At 63.4% G+C, this 13,475-nt stretch carries 13 protein-coding genes; 10 read left to right on the top strand and 3 right to left on the bottom strand.

What is annotated here, in order from left to right:
- Positions 1-328: 328 nt before the first annotated feature.
- Complete coding sequence (locus NKJ93_RS13790) at positions 329-1,660, bottom strand: dicarboxylate/amino acid:cation symporter (protein ID WP_292659748.1); 1,332 nt, start codon at positions 1,658-1,660, stop codon at positions 329-331.
- A 236-nt stretch (positions 1,661-1,896) separates the two neighbouring features.
- On the opposite strand from NKJ93_RS13790, the gene NKJ93_RS13785 reads away from it, so the two are divergent.
- Together NKJ93_RS13785 and NKJ93_RS13780 are read left to right on the top strand one after the other, a co-directional pair.
- Positions 1,897-3,756: a sensor histidine kinase gene (locus NKJ93_RS13785; RefSeq protein ID WP_352589578.1), complete on the top strand. Its 1,860-nt coding sequence runs from the start codon at positions 1,897-1,899 to the stop codon at positions 3,754-3,756.
- Between the two features lie 6 nt (positions 3,757-3,762).
- On the top strand, positions 3,763-5,118 hold the full coding sequence (locus NKJ93_RS13780; protein ID WP_352494437.1) for a sigma-54-dependent transcriptional regulator: 1,356 nt from the start codon (positions 3,763-3,765) through the stop codon (positions 5,116-5,118).
- 24 nt (positions 5,119-5,142) lie between these two features.
- On the opposite strand, the gene NKJ93_RS13775 is transcribed toward NKJ93_RS13780, so the two are convergent.
- Positions 5,143-5,886 carry a 2OG-Fe(II) oxygenase gene (locus tag NKJ93_RS13775; RefSeq protein ID WP_352481701.1) on the bottom strand — a complete coding sequence of 248 codons (744 nt, stop codon included), beginning with the start codon at positions 5,884-5,886 and terminating at the stop codon, positions 5,143-5,145.
- A 156-nt stretch (positions 5,887-6,042) separates the two neighbouring features.
- Between NKJ93_RS13775 and NKJ93_RS13770 the strand changes: the two genes are divergently transcribed.
- Together NKJ93_RS13770 and NKJ93_RS13765 are read left to right on the top strand one after the other, a co-directional pair.
- A complete protein-coding gene (locus NKJ93_RS13770; protein WP_352494438.1) occupies positions 6,043-6,768 on the top strand; it encodes a 3-keto-5-aminohexanoate cleavage protein in 726 nt (241 codons plus the stop codon).
- 207 nt (positions 6,769-6,975) lie between these two features.
- On the top strand, positions 6,976-8,022 hold the full coding sequence (locus tag NKJ93_RS13765; RefSeq protein WP_352494439.1) for an acyltransferase family protein: 1,047 nt from the start codon (positions 6,976-6,978) through the stop codon (positions 8,020-8,022).
- A gap of 169 nt (positions 8,023-8,191) precedes the next feature.
- Here NKJ93_RS13765 and NKJ93_RS13760 read toward each other — a convergent pair whose 3' ends face one another.
- Positions 8,192-9,046 carry a hypothetical protein gene (locus tag NKJ93_RS13760; RefSeq protein WP_352494440.1) on the bottom strand — a complete coding sequence of 285 codons (855 nt, stop codon included), beginning with the start codon at positions 9,044-9,046 and terminating at the stop codon, positions 8,192-8,194.
- Between NKJ93_RS13760 and NKJ93_RS13755 the strand changes: the two genes are divergently transcribed.
- The 6 genes from NKJ93_RS13755 (at position 9,045) to NKJ93_RS13730 (ending at position 13,470) form a co-directional block, all read left to right on the top strand.
- Positions 9,045-9,260, top strand: coding sequence for a hypothetical protein (locus tag NKJ93_RS13755; RefSeq protein WP_352494441.1), 216 nt, complete (start codon positions 9,045-9,047; stop codon positions 9,258-9,260). The genes NKJ93_RS13760 and NKJ93_RS13755 overlap by 2 nt on opposite strands.
- Before the next feature lie 170 nt (positions 9,261-9,430).
- Complete coding sequence (locus NKJ93_RS13750) at positions 9,431-9,934, top strand: Lrp/AsnC family transcriptional regulator (RefSeq protein WP_023677254.1); 504 nt, start codon at positions 9,431-9,433, stop codon at positions 9,932-9,934.
- Positions 9,931-11,094: a saccharopine dehydrogenase family protein gene (locus NKJ93_RS13745; RefSeq protein ID WP_352494442.1), complete on the top strand. Its 1,164-nt coding sequence runs from the start codon at positions 9,931-9,933 to the stop codon at positions 11,092-11,094. The genes NKJ93_RS13750 and NKJ93_RS13745 overlap by 4 nt, the downstream gene beginning before the upstream one ends.
- 110 nt (positions 11,095-11,204) lie before the next feature.
- The gene (locus NKJ93_RS13740; RefSeq protein ID WP_023720608.1) at positions 11,205-11,993 is read left to right on the top strand and encodes an ABC transporter substrate-binding protein; all 789 of its coding nucleotides are present in this window, start codon (positions 11,205-11,207) and stop codon (positions 11,991-11,993) included.
- 134 nt (positions 11,994-12,127) lie between these two features.
- A complete protein-coding gene (locus tag NKJ93_RS13735; protein ID WP_352494443.1) occupies positions 12,128-12,799 on the top strand; it encodes an amino acid ABC transporter permease in 672 nt (223 codons plus the stop codon).
- Positions 12,796-13,470, top strand: a complete 675-nt coding sequence (locus NKJ93_RS13730; protein ID WP_023720610.1) for an amino acid ABC transporter permease — start codon at positions 12,796-12,798, stop codon at positions 13,468-13,470. Before NKJ93_RS13735 ends, NKJ93_RS13730 begins: the two co-directional genes overlap by 4 nt.
- The last annotated feature ends 5 nt before the right edge of the window (positions 13,471-13,475 follow it).

Raw genomic sequence — 13,475 nt, 5'->3', positions numbered from 1 at the left:
CGACTTCGTACTGAGGCCGCCATGCCTTCGAGGGCTGCTGCCATGGTAAGGGGTCGGCGGCAGCAAAAGCCCAGACGGTTCGGCCAAGGTGATGTCGCAACCGAGCCCGACGGAAAATGTCTCGCCTCGCGATCAGGTCAGGAGCGAAGCGGACGGGTGCCTTGAAGGCATGGCGGATACTGGCCTTCAAATGCGGCTGGAACAAGCCCCGCATCGAAAACAGGGCCACTTCAGGTTGCGTTACAGGCGGCATGCCGCGACGGGCCGGTGCTTTTGCCCCAGAGCCGGCGAACCGCCTCCGGGGCTTATAGTCACGTGGCCGAGACAGTCAGGCGGCCTGCAAACCCGGCAGCGACAGGTCGACTTCCTCCGGCAAGTCGCCGGCCATGGCGGCGGCAAACTTCGTCTGGTCGAGTTCTCCCTCCCAGCGTGCCACCACCACTGTCGCCACCGCATTGCCGATGAAGTTGGTCAGCGCCCGGCATTCCGACATGAAGCGGTCGACGCCGAGGATCAGCGCCATGCCGGCGACCGGCACGGTGGGGACGACCGAAAGCGTTGCCGCCAGCGTGATGAAGCCGGCGCCGGTGATGCCGGCGGCACCCTTGGAGCTCAGCATGGCGACGGCGAGCAGCAGGATCTGGTCGCCGTAGGTGAGTGGCGTGTCGGTCGCCTGCGCGATGAACAGCGCCGCCAGCGTCATGTAGATGTTGGTGCCGTCCAGATTGAAGGAATAGCCGGTCGGGATGACCAGGCCGACCACCGAGCGGTTGCAGCCGGCGCGCTCCATCTTGGCCATGAGGCCCGGCAATGCCGCTTCCGAGGACGAGGTGCCGAGCACCAGCAGCAGCTCTTCCTTGATGTAGCGGATCAGCGCCAGGATCGAGAAGCCATTGTAGCGGGCAACCGCGCCGAGCACCACCAGCACGAACAGCAGCGCGGTCAGGTAGAATGTGCCGATCAGCATGGCGAGGTTGGCGATCGAGCCGATGCCGTATTTGCCGATTGTGAAGGCCATGGCGCCGAAGGCGCCGATCGGTGCGGCCTTCATCAGGATGGCGACGAGGCGGAAGATCGGCGTGGTCAGTGCCTGCAGGAAATCGACGACCGGACGGCCGCGATCGCCGACCAGTGCCAGGGCGACACCGAACAGCACCGAGAAGAACAACACCTGCAGGATGTCGCCCTGCGCGAAGGCGCCGGTGATGGTGTCGGGGATGATGTTCATCAGGAAGCCGACGATGGTTGTGTCGTGCGCCTTCTCGGCATAGGCCGTCACCTTGGTGGTATCGAGCGTGGCCGGATTGATGTGCATGCCGGCGCCGGGCTGGACGACATTGGAGACGACCAGGCCGACGACAAGCGCCAGCGTCGAGAACACCAGGAAATAGATCATCGCCTTGCCGGCGACGCGGCCGACCTTCTGCAGGTCGGAAACACCGGCGATGCCGGTCGCCACCGTCAGGAAGATCACCGGCGCGATCACCATCTTCACCAGCTTGATGAAGGCATCGCCGAACGGCTTCATCGCCTCGCCGGTTTCCGGATAGAAATGTCCGAGCAGCACGCCGGCGGCGATCGCCGCCAGCACCTGCACATAAAGATGCCGGTATAAGGGAAGTTTGCCGCGCGGCTCGGCGGCAGCGATTGCTGTCTGCATGACGTCCTCCATGGCGCCCCGATCGAAAGCTCGACTCCCCGGGGCAGTTGTTTTGACCAGCAGCCTCGCGACTGCTGAATTCGTGTTTGCAACAGCCGTGCCAGATACGCAGAAGAGCCTTTCATCATTGATTTTGTTGAGCATTCACAAACGTCCGCACTGCTGGACACACAGACAAGTGCGAATCTCCGCATAGGTCGAATTGTGTTTTGTGCGAGTTCATGCACAAATGGGCGATGCTGCAACGCCCCGCCGGTGCCTTGTCTTCGACGCCCGAGCAACTCGCCAGGCGGGCACGCCGAGCCTGGCTGGTGTTTGCGGCCGTCGCCCTGCTGATCCTCACCGCAACGCTCTACGGCGCCGGCCTTTACGGCCGCACCGCCGAGGTCGGGACCTTGGCGGCGCAGGGGCGTACCGACGCCAATCTGAAGGTCGCGCTGCTGCGCGCCGTGCTCGAAAGCCCGCGCGCCCTGCCGCTGCTTTTGTCCGCGGACCAGCAAGTGCGTGACGCGCTGTCGCAGAAAAACGCCGCGGCAATCGATGTTCTGAACCGCAAGCTCGAGGGGCTGGTCTCCGGCACCAAGGCCTCGGTGCTCTATGTCGTCGGCACCGACGGACTGGCGATCGCCTCCAGCAACTGGCGCGAGCCGATCAGCTTCGTCGGCAATGACTACCGTTTTCGCGATTATTTCTCCGGCGCGATGCAGGCCGGAACCGCCGAGTACTTTGCGCTCGGCAATGTCAGCAAGCGTCCCGGCCTCTACATTTCGCGACGCGTCGGCGATGCCGCCGCACCGCTCGGCGTCGTCGTCGTCAAGATGGAGTTCGACCAGCTCGAAGCCGACTGGCGCGAGGCCAACCGCCCGGCCTATGTCAGCGACGAGAACGGCGTCGTGCTGATCACCAGCGTGCCGTCCTGGCGCTTCATGACAACCGCGCCGCTGGCCGGACCTGAGCAAGCCGCGATCCGCGACAGCCAACAGTTCGGCGACGCGCCGCTGGTTCCGCTGCCGATCATGCACCGGCAGGCGCTCAGCCCGGATGTGTCGATCGTCCACGCGGTGACGCCCGGCGGCAGTGAGGCGGAGTATCTCAGCCTTTCCACGCCGGTCCCTTCGACCCCATGGCAGCTCGACTATCTGATCCCGGCCGAAGCGCCGATCGCCGCTGCCGTCCGCGAAATGCGGCTTCTGGCACTGGGTGCCGTCGTCCCGCTGCTCGGCCTGGCCGCGTATCTGTTGTGGCGGCGGCAGTCGGCGCAGATGCGGATTGCCGCCGAACAGGCGGCGCGCACCGAACTCGAACGCCGCGTCGTCGAACGCACCGAGGATCTGAGCCAAGCCCGCGACCGGCTGCAGGCCGAGATAGCAGGCCACCGCAGCACCGAAGCCAAGCTCCAAATCGTGCAGCAGGATCTGGTCCAGGCCAACCGCCTCGCCATCCTCGGCCAGGTCGCCGCCGGTGTCGCCCATGAGATCAACCAGCCGGTCGCCACCATCCGCGCCTATGCCGACAATGCCCGCACCTTCCTCGACCGCAAGCAGACCGGGCCGGCCGAGGAAAACCTCGGCGCCATTGCAGCACTTACCGAACGCATCGGCTCAATCACCGAGGAGTTGAAGGCATTTGCCCGCAAGGGCCGCACCGCCGCCGAGCCTGTTGAATTACGTGGTGTTGTCGAGGGCGCGGTCATGCTGTTGAGAAGCCGCTTTGCCGGTCGGCTCGACGCATTGGCCATCGACCTGCCGCCGCCGAGCCTCAAAGTCATGGGCAATCGGGTCCGGCTCGAACAGGTGCTGATCAACCTCTTCCAGAACGCGCTCGAAGCACTCGACGGCCGCGACGACGCTTATGTGCAGGTATCGGTCGAGGAGACCGCGGACGGCGTGACGGTCGGCGTGTCCGATAACGGACCTGGCATTCCGCCCGGGATTCTCAAGTCGCTGTTCACGCCGTTCAACACCTCCAAGGAAAAAGGCCTCGGCCTTGGCCTCGTCATCTCGAAGGACATCGTCGCCGATTATGGCGGCCGCATCGAGGTTTCAAGCAACGACAGCGGCACCCGCTTCACCATCCATCTCATGAAAGCAGCGTAAGCCATCATGACGAACGACAATGCCGCGCCGGTGATCCTGATCGACGACGACCGCGATCTCCTCAAGGCCACCGCGCAGACGCTGGAGCTTGCCGGCTTCTCGGTCTCGGCCTTTGCGGTGGCGGCTGAGGCGCTGGCCGGGCTCGACGCCGGTTTTACCGGTGTCGTGGTGTCGGACATCCGCATGCCTCAGATCGATGGCTTGCAGCTTTTCAACCGCATCCTGCGGCTGGATGCCGACATTCCCGTCATCCTCGTCACCGGCCATGGCGACATCGCCATGGCCGTCAAGGCGATCAAGGACGGCGCCTACGACTTCATCACAAAGCCCTTCGCCGCCGACCGGCTGGTACAGAGCGTGCGCCGCGCAGCGGAAAAGCGCCGCCTGGTGATGGAGAACCGGGCCTTGCGCGAGGCGGCCGGAGAGGCGCAGGACGGCCTGCCGCTGATCGGCCAGACGCCGGCGATGGACAGGCTGCGCCGCACGCTACGCCAGATCGCCGACACCGACGTCGACGTGCTGGTGACCGGCGAGACCGGCTCCGGCAAGGAGGTGGTGGCAAGCCTTCTGCATCGCTGGAGCCGCCGCGCCAAGGGCAACTTCGTTGCGCTGAATTGCGGCACGCTGCCGGAGACCGTTATCGAAAGCGAATTGTTCGGCCATGAGGCCGGCGCCTTCACCGGCGCTCAGAAGAAACGGATCGGCCGCATCGAGCACGCCAGCGGCGGCACGCTGTTCCTCGACGAGATCGAAAGCATGCCGGTCTCGACACAGGTGCAGATGCTGCGCGTGCTGGAAATGCGCGAGGTCACCCCGCTCGGCACCAACGAGGTGCGGCCGGTGGATCTGCGCGTCGTCGCCGCCGCCAAGGTCGATCTCGGTGATCCGCGCCAGCGCGGCGCTTTCCGCGAGGATCTCTACTATCGGCTCAACGTGGTGACGATCTCCATTCCGCCGCTGCGCGAGCGCCGCGACGACGTCGCCCTGCTGTTCTTCTATTTCGCCGAGCGCGCCGCCGCCCGCTTCCATCGTCCGGTGCCGGCAGTGCCGGCGACGGTACATCGCCATCTGAGCGACCATGACTGGCCGGGCAATGTGCGCGAACTGGCGCATTTCGCCGAGCGGTTCGTGCTTGGATTGGAGGAAGGCGCCGAAGCACAACCCCCTGCCCCAACTGAATCGAACGCCGCCATGAAGCTGCCGGAGCGGCTGGAGCGCTACGAGGCCGACATCATCCGCGAGGCGCTTGGCCGCAACGAGGGCGATGTCAGGCGCACGATCGAAGCGCTGGGGATTCCGCGCAAGACCTTCTACGACAAGCTCCAGCGCCACGGCATCGTGCGCAGCGATTTTTCCAGGTAATCGCCGCCGGGCCGAGAGGCTCGGCTACTTGGCGTCGTGGAAGATGATACCGACGGTGTGGCGCATGCCGGAGCGAAGCCGGCTGACGCCGTGCCTGAGATTGACCCGGTAATTGCCCCGCGTGCCCTGGACCGGACGATTGTGGACCGCGAAGGCGACCGCGTCGCCCTGGCGCAGCGGCACCACCTCGACGCGGCTTTGCATGCGCGGACGCTGCTCGGTCAGCACGAACTCGCCGCCGGTGAAATCCTTGCCGGGCTCGGACAACAGGATCGCCACCTGCAGCGGGAACGCCAGATCGCCGTAGAGATCCTGGTGCAGGCAGTTGAAATCGCCGGGGACATATTGCAGCAGGAGCGGCGTCGGCCGCGTTTGGCCCTGCTCGTGGCATTGCTCGAGGAATGCGGCGTGTTCGTCGGGATAGCGCTGGGCGATACCCATGCGCGCGTTCCAGTCGTTGGCGACCGCGGCCAGGCGCGGAAAGAGCGCGGTGCGCAAGCCGCCGATCAAGTCGGGTAAGGGATAGCGGAAATAGCGGTACTCGCCCTTGCCGAAGCCGTGCCGCGCCATGTGGACATGGCTGCGGAAATGGCTCTCGTCCGGATAGAGCCCGGCGATCTGCCGGCACTCCTGCGGCGTCAGCAGCTTTTCCATCACCGCGCAGCCATAGCCGCTCAGCTCGCCGGCGAGTTTCGGCCAATCATAGGCGGCGACGCGCGCCTCCGCCGATTTGATCGCCGCTTTCGCGCCTATCGAATGGATGGTCATGGCTTCGCCTCCTTCTCTACGACCAGAGATGGGTGAGACAGCGCGCGCAGACCACCCGTTTCTTGCCGGGTGAGCTTCGCGGGATGGATATCATCCGATTTCCGATTTCGTTGTCGTGCGCTAAACTTGTTCCACTTCAACGGGACCGCCATCTCAATGATTGTCCAGACCTGCATCAATGGCGCGCGCAGCGCCGATTTCCACCCGCGACTGCCGCTCGACGCGGAGGCCATGGCGGGCGACGGTGCGGCCTCGATTGCCGCCGGTGCGGCCGAGCTGCATGTCCATGCGCGCGGACTCGACGGCCGCGAAAGCATCGCGTCTGCGGCTATGGACCGGACTGTGATGGCGCTCCGCCGTGCCTGTCCGGGAACGCTGATCGGCGTGTCGACCGGCGCCTGGATCGAAAACGACGACGAGCGGACGCTGGCCGCGATCGCCGGTTGGAGCGAGCTGCCCGACTATGCCTCGGTCAATCTGAGCGAAGACGCCGCGCCCGCCGTCATGGAGAGTCTGCGCCAGCGCGGCATCGGCATCGAGGCGGGGCTTGCCTCCGTCGCCGACGCCGAACGCCTGGTGAGCCTCGACCATGGCAAACGGGTGCTGCGCATCCTGATCGAAATCTCCGAGCAGCCCCTGGACGCGGCGCTGGAGGTCAGTGACGATATCGCCGCCGTGCTCGACGGCGCCGGGATGCGCCGGGCGATCCTGCTGCACGGCGCCGACGCCACGGTCTGGCCTTTCGTGCACCGGGCGGCGGAACGCCGTTGGTCGACGCGCATCGGACTGGAAGACGGCAAGGAGCTTCCTGATGGAACAGTAGCACCCGGTAACGCCGCACTGACAGCGGCAGCCGTCGCTATCTTCGAGACCAGCCGTTAGGGCGGGGAAACGGCCAATCTCCTCTTCACTGGGGAGATGCCAGGTTTTGACAGAGAGGCAGGCCAAAGTCGGGCGGGTCTAAAGTATAGCCGCGTGCTGGTGTCAGTAAAACTTATCTAAAACTTTACGCATTAATTAAACCAGCAATTAATCAGCACATCAACGACCCCGTGTGTTAATGCTCCCCGCACAGGGGACCATTTTTCGATGAACATCATTCCAGAGAATGATCACGCTGCGCCGCGCCGGGTTCAACAGTATACATCGGTACAGATCCTGCGGGGGCTAGCAGCCCTCATGGTTGTTATCTATCATCTTCCGGCCGCACTGGGCATGCTCGATCTGGGTATTCCCATCCTAAACAGTGGTGTCGATCTGTTTTTCGTCATCAGCGGTTTTGTCATGGTTCTCTCGACGGAGAACAGACGTCGCGACCATCGTGCTTTTTTGATGCAGCGCTTCACGCGCGTCGTTCCGTTCTATTGGGTTATGACCTTCGTCATGGTCGCCGCACTTTGGTTGTTTGCCGGTCGTGCAGTGTCTCTTGAGCAGCTCACCAATAGCCTGCTTTTCATTCCCTATCTCGACACTGTTACAGGTTATGTCCAACCAGTGCTTGGCGTGGGTTGGACGCTCAATCTGGAAATCCTGTTTTACATTCTGTTCGCGGCAACTATGGGTCTTGGCACCTTGACGCAAATGGCCATGGTCGGCGTTGTCTTTGCAATCGCCGTAGCGGCGCGCATCATCTTCAAACCCGCCGCCGATACTGTGCTGTTTTTCTATACCACGCCAATCCTGTTTGAGTTCCTTGCCGGCATGGCTCTCGGCCACCTGGTCGGCAGGCTGGCGCGTTCGCCTGCCGTCCTGGGTGTCTCGGCACTCGTGTTCGCCATCGTGTCCATGCTGGTGATGGGCCTTGGCTTCAACTTGCCGCGAACCCTTGCTCAGGGAATCCCGGCGTTGATCCTTGTCGCGGCTTGCATAAGCCTGGAAAGCTACTTCCGGCTTCTTGCTCCTCGCGTGCTGGCAAGGTTGGGTGATGCTTCCTACTCTCTCTATCTGACACATCCTATCGTGCTGCTTGCGACCGCTCCTGTCGTTGCAAGCGCCAATGTATCACCATGGCTCGCAGGCATGGTTATTGTCACCGCCTGCATTGCCGTCTCCCTGGCCAGCTATAGTTTTATTGAGAAGCCGCTTTTGGCGATATCTCGGATGAGCCTCTCCGCCTATCAGGTGAAGGCACAATAAGTTGCGGTTGCGCCTCGCAACGATTTTGCGACAACGACATGCATAAAACAAAAAACTTAAAGCGCGTCGCAGGATCCGTTCAATGCGACGCGCTCTAGGTACAAAAATAGCCGCCCGGTCGGACCCGAAGCAGCTTGTTATTTTATGCACTTCGGCAATGTGTCAGTGGCTACTTTGCAATCATGTAGGCATCATCAGTGTAGAGTTTGCCAACTCCACCATAGTGACCCACGCCAAACACGAATGACTGAGGTGTACCTGATCCGTCGGAATCTCGCCCAACCGGCCAGGTTGCGTTCGACGACGATTGCCAAAACACCCCGTCCAGATACCAATCGATGCCTACCCCTTCATAGAGATCCGCGCGCAGCTGAAACCAGCGGCCCTTCGGGGCGGGAACATCGTTAGCCGGATTGTGTACTCCGGCCGCCGCATTTTCCACATGCAGCATCACCACATCGTCAGTCGGATTGTCGGTCAGGTTGACCCACCACGTTGGGTCCTGCTTGAAGGGCGATTGCTCGGTCACCTTGAACTGGAAGATATTCGTCCAGCCGTTTCCCGCGTATTGGTAATCGGAGGGAATGAAAAACCACGCGACATAGGTTCCATCGATCCCCGACGGCGGCACCGCCTGGAGTGGACGTCCGAAAGCGTCGTTCTTGGCCAGGCCGCCTGCAAAGAGCCACTCCTTGTAGACTTTGGAGTGGGGCTTCCCGGCATTGATGGCAGCCAGCGTCGTTTCGAACTTTCCGAAGCTGTTGCCGCCGTGCGAGGATACATTCCCTGCGCCGGTCGAGACCAGGCCGCTGACAATTGCGTTCAAGGCGGGATCGGCTTCCGCCGGATTCTCCGCCTGGACGAAAGACCAGTCGGTATAGCACGAGGCTCCGGTGCAAGGCCCCTCCTCCCAGTCCGCTCGCCAGTAGGGCGCATTCTGGGCATATGCGGCGCCAGCTGGCGCCATGGCGGCGGTAATGGTGCAGATTGCCGTCAGCACCAACAGATGAGAAATCTTCTTCATGTCGATCTACCGTTCCTTTCTAAGCTATGGATTCCAGGCACCTCTTGCGCCACTTGCTTCTTTCACCCTCGAACACAGCGCGTCCCGAACGGCGCTGTACCGCCAACTCAAGCCGGCGGCGCTGAACCTTCAAAGGGATCCGGAAAACAAAAAACCCGCCTCGGGAGGGCGGGTCGGCGGCGCGATTAGCACCATACCCAAATTAGTAGCATAGCTGCCGGCACAAAGCAAGAACAAAATGTGGCATCTGCGACGAAACTGCCGACAGGCACAGGGGCACCGCGGATGACGTGGCTCTTGCCGTTGTTAAAAATCTCTCATAAGGTATTTTCATATCAGAAAGAAAAACCGACCGTTTATTTCCTTTTATGAAAGCCTGAGCGTTTGCGGGAACATCTCGATCAGACCGACCGGCGACTGGTCAAGCTGCTGTCGCAGGATGCGCAGCTTGGCGTCAACCGCCTCGCGGAGAAGATGGCGATCTCGGTGCCGACGGTGCGCATGCGGCTGCGCAACCTGCTCGACCGCAACCTGCTCAAGATCGTCGGACTGCTCAACCTGACCGAACGCCCCGAGCTGATCTCGGCCATCGTCGGCATCAACGCGCAAGGGCGCGGCCGGGCGCGTGAACTGGCGCAGCGCATCTCCGAACTGCCTTTCGTGAACTCGGCCGCCGTCGTCACCGGACGCTTCGACATCATCGTCGACGTAACGGTGGCCGGCGATGTCGCCGATCTCTACCGCGTGACCAGCGAGCTGATCCCTGGCGCCGGCGAGCCGGGCGAAGTCGTGCGCAGCGAAACCTTCGTCGTCATGGCGTCCTGCAACAAATGGGTCAGCCTGCCGGAAGGCTGCTGGTCGGACGAGACGCGAAAGGAAATGGCATGAAGATCGCGGTTCTCGGCGGCCTCGGCCTGCAAGGCCGGGCGGCGATCGCCGATCTCGTCGCCAGCGCCGGCGTTGAGCAAGTGGTCTGCCTCGACACCGCAACCGACGGCGCGGCGCGGCTTGGCGGCCTGACCGACCTTGCCCGGGTGCGTTTTGTCGTGCCGGAGGGCGCGATCGGACCGGTGCTGGCCGATGTGATGAAGGACGTCGACGCGGTCATCGACCTGTTGCCGCAGCCGCTGATGCGCGAGGCGGTGCAGGCGGCGATCGCGACGCGCACGCCGCTGGTCACCACCAATTACGGCAAGGCCATCGCCGATCTCGCGCCCGAGGCCGAAAAGGCCGGCGTCTCGATCGTCACCGAATGCGGGCTCGACCCCGGCATCGACCTTGTGCTCTACGCGCGCGCCGCAAGCCAGTTCGACACCATCACCGCGATCGATTCCTATTGCGGCGGTATTCCCGAGCTGAAAGCGGTGGTCGAGCCGCTGCGCTACAAGGTGAGCTGGAATTTCGACATGGTTCTGGTCAGCCAGAACCGCGACAGCGTGCTGGTCGACGACGGCAACCGGGTCGATGTGCCGGCCGCCCGCCAGCACGACAATCGTTTCATCCACGACATCGAGATCGCCGGGCTGGGCAGGCTCGAGGCCTTCCCCAATGGCGACGCGCCGCATTATGCCGGCATGCTCGCCGCCGCCAAGGGGCTGCAGCGCTCCGGCCGCTACTCGCTGCGCTGGCCCGGCTGGTCGGCGTTCTGGGCGCCGCTGAAGCAGCTCGGCTTCCTCTCCGAGGACAAGGTGCCCGGCACCGGCATCAGCCCACGCGAATTCCTCGGCCGGCTGCTCGGTCCGCAACTGCAATATGGCGCCGACGAAAAGGACCTTTGCGTGATGCGCAACGTCTTTGTCGGCAGCGAAGGCGGCCGCCGCAAGACGGTGACCTCGGAGCTGGTCATCGAACGCGACCTCGCCTCCGGCCTGTTCGGCATGAGCCTTGGCGTCGGCTATCCCGCCAGTATCGTGGCGCAGATGCTGGCACGGCGCGAGATCGCCACGCCCGGCCTGCTCAACCCGCTGCTGCATGTGCCCGATGGCCGCTTCTTCGACGAGCTGGCCAGGCGCGGCATCAAGGTCGCCGAAACGGTGAGCTGGGATTGAAGATTTTCGAACGGTGGTTGCCGCCGGCAACGGCGCCGCCGCTCAAAAGGCGCCCCGATGGGGTGAAACAACAAGTGGAACAACAAACGACAACAAGGAGGAATGCCCAAATGAAGATTGCCAAGCTTTTCATCGCCGGACTTGCGCTCGCCGGCCTCACCGCTGCCGCCAGTGCCGGAACGCTCGACGAGATTACCAAGCGCGGTGAGTTGCGCGTCGCCGTGCAGACGCAGGGACCGCCCTTCTCGCTGGTCGGCGCCGCCGGCGAACGCACCGGCAGTTCGGTCGAACTCGCCGAACTGATGGCCAAGGAAATGGGCGTCAAGATCACCTTCCTCGACTTCGACTGGGACGGCCTGATCCCGGCGCTGCTGTCGGGCAAGGCCGATCTTCTGGTTGCCGACATGACGCCGACACTGGCGCGTGGCATGAAGGTCGCCTTCACCAAGCCTTACATGTACACGGGCAGCACCGTCTTCACCAAGGCTGGGACCGCCTTCAAGTCCACCGAGGACTGCAAGGCCAAGGGCACCAAGATCGCGGTGCTGCTCGGCGCCACCGGCGAGAAGGAAGCCAAGGCCGCCTTCCCCGATGCCGACATCAAGAGCTACAAGGGCGGCGGCCCGCTGCTGCTCGACGCCGTCAACAACGGCCAGGCCGATTGCGGCGTCAACGACGTCTCGGCGGTCAAGGGCCAGTCAACCGCTTATCCGGCCGGCAGCTTCATCATCATGCCGGACATGCTGTCGAAGGAGCCACTGGCCTTCGCCACGCGCTATGACGAGCAGGACCTGCTGACCTGGATGAACCTGTTCCTCGACCAGGTCAGCCTCGACGGCCGCCTGCAGAAGAACCTCGATTACTGGGTCAATTCCGACGCCTGGAAGAAGGATCACTGAGTAGAGGGAGTAGGGAGTAGGGAGTAGGGAGTAGGGAACGCTACTCGCTACTCGCTACTCGCTACTCGCTACTCGCTACTCGCTACTCGCTACTCGCTACTCGCCATTCACCAGTCACCAGTCACCGCCTCACCATGCTCGAAAACTTCAGCTTCCGCACCATCGTCGAATATCTGCCCCTGTTCGGGCAGGGCCTCGTCACGACCGTGTGGCTGTCTGTCCTCTCCTTTGCCGGCGCGCTCGCCGTCGGCATCGTACTCGCCGCGATGAACCTGCAGCGCGGCCGGCTGTTCCGCGCCCCGGCCAAGGCCTATATCGATGCAGTGCGCGCCACGCCGCTGCTGGCGCAGCTTTATTTCCTCTATTTCGGCCTGCCGCGGCTCGGCTTCGTCCTGCCCGAGCTCGTCGTCGGCATCCTGGCCCTGTCGCTGAACAGCGGCGCCTATGTCGCCGAGATCATCCGCGCCGGCATCCTGTCGATCCCGCGCGGCCAGGTGGAGGCCGGCGTCGCTTCGGGCATGACCTATGTCCAGCGCATGCGCCTCGTCATCCTGCCGCAGGCGTTTAAGGTGACGATCCCGCCGCTGCTCGGCCAGGCGATCGTGCTGGTCAAGGATTCCGCGCTGTTGTCGCTGATCTCGGTCGCCGAACTGACGCGCGCCGGACAATTGCTCGCTTCCGACCGCTTCATGCCGGCCGAAGGTTTTATCACCATCGCCGCCTTCTACCTGCTGCTCTATTACGGGCTGAAGGGACTGGCGGCACTCTCCGGGCGCTGGCTCGGCCTGGCGGGGGCACGGACATGATCTGGCAGCAACTGCAAAGCATCGCCGGCAGCTATCCCCTCGCCTTGCGCGGCCTCGGCATGACCGTGGTGCTGTCGTTGATCAGCCTGGTGCTGGGCACCTTGCTCGGCTTCGGCCTCGGCATCCTGCGCACAGGCGGCAACCGGCTGATCAGCAGCGCGATCGGCGGCTGGGTCGACCTGATCCGCGGCACTCCGTTCCTGGTGCAGATTTTCCTGATCTTCTTCATCCTGCCGGAACTCGGCATCGAGCTCGACGCCTTCACCGCCGGCATCATCGCGCTGACCAATCTGGCCGCCTGCTTCATCTGCGAGATCGTCGTCGCCGGCATCCGCTCGGTGCCGACCGGCCAGGTCGAGGCGGCGCTGGCGTCCGGCCTGTCGCGCTGGCAGCGCATGCGCCAGGTGGTGCTGCCGCAAGCGATGCGCATCGTGCTGCCGCCGCTGGTCGGGCAATATGTGCTGCTGATCAAGGATTCCTCGGTCGTTTCGGCCATCGGGCTCACCGATCTCACCCGCGTCGGGTGGCTGGTGGTGCAGCGTGTGCCGAACGGCCTGCTCGTCTTCTTCCTCGTCGGCGTCGGTTATTTCATCGTCTGCTACCCCCTGATCATGCTGGCCCGACGGCTGGAACAGCGCATGGGCGCAGCCCATGGCGAGGTGCAGCTATGACGAAC

Origin of the sequence: Mesorhizobium sp. M0028, from assembly GCF_040323855.1 — a bacterium.
GTDB lineage: Bacteria > Pseudomonadota > Alphaproteobacteria > Rhizobiales > Rhizobiaceae > Mesorhizobium.
This window is presented reverse-complemented; position numbering and strand designations above follow the sequence as displayed.

What these genes read in the sequence shown, in the direction of transcription:
- NKJ93_RS13790 (WP_292659748.1), bottom strand. Translation starts at nt 1,660, where the DNA reads ATGCAGACAGCAATCGCTGCCGCCGAGCCGCGCGGCAAACTTCCCTTA.
- NKJ93_RS13740 (WP_023720608.1), top strand. Translation starts at nt 11,205, where the DNA reads ATGAAGATTGCCAAGCTTTTCATCGCCGGACTTGCGCTCGCCGGCCTC.
- NKJ93_RS13775 (WP_352481701.1), bottom strand. Translation starts at nt 5,886, where the DNA reads ATGACCATCCATTCGATAGGCGCGAAAGCGGCGATCAAATCGGCGGAG.
- NKJ93_RS13780 (WP_352494437.1), top strand. Translation starts at nt 3,763, where the DNA reads ATGACGAACGACAATGCCGCGCCGGTGATCCTGATCGACGACGACCGC.
- NKJ93_RS13765 (WP_352494439.1), top strand. Translation starts at nt 6,976, where the DNA reads ATGAACATCATTCCAGAGAATGATCACGCTGCGCCGCGCCGGGTTCAA.
- NKJ93_RS13785 (WP_352589578.1), top strand. Translation starts at nt 1,897, where the DNA reads ATGCTGCAACGCCCCGCCGGTGCCTTGTCTTCGACGCCCGAGCAACTC.
- NKJ93_RS13770 (WP_352494438.1), top strand. Translation starts at nt 6,043, where the DNA reads ATGATTGTCCAGACCTGCATCAATGGCGCGCGCAGCGCCGATTTCCAC.
- NKJ93_RS13760 (WP_352494440.1), bottom strand. Translation starts at nt 9,046, where the DNA reads ATGAAGAAGATTTCTCATCTGTTGGTGCTGACGGCAATCTGCACCATT.
- NKJ93_RS13755 (WP_352494441.1), top strand. Translation starts at nt 9,045, where the DNA reads ATGTCGATCTACCGTTCCTTTCTAAGCTATGGATTCCAGGCACCTCTT.
- NKJ93_RS13745 (WP_352494442.1), top strand. Translation starts at nt 9,931, where the DNA reads ATGAAGATCGCGGTTCTCGGCGGCCTCGGCCTGCAAGGCCGGGCGGCG.
- NKJ93_RS13730 (WP_023720610.1), top strand. Translation starts at nt 12,796, where the DNA reads ATGATCTGGCAGCAACTGCAAAGCATCGCCGGCAGCTATCCCCTCGCC.
- NKJ93_RS13735 (WP_352494443.1), top strand. Translation starts at nt 12,128, where the DNA reads ATGCTCGAAAACTTCAGCTTCCGCACCATCGTCGAATATCTGCCCCTG.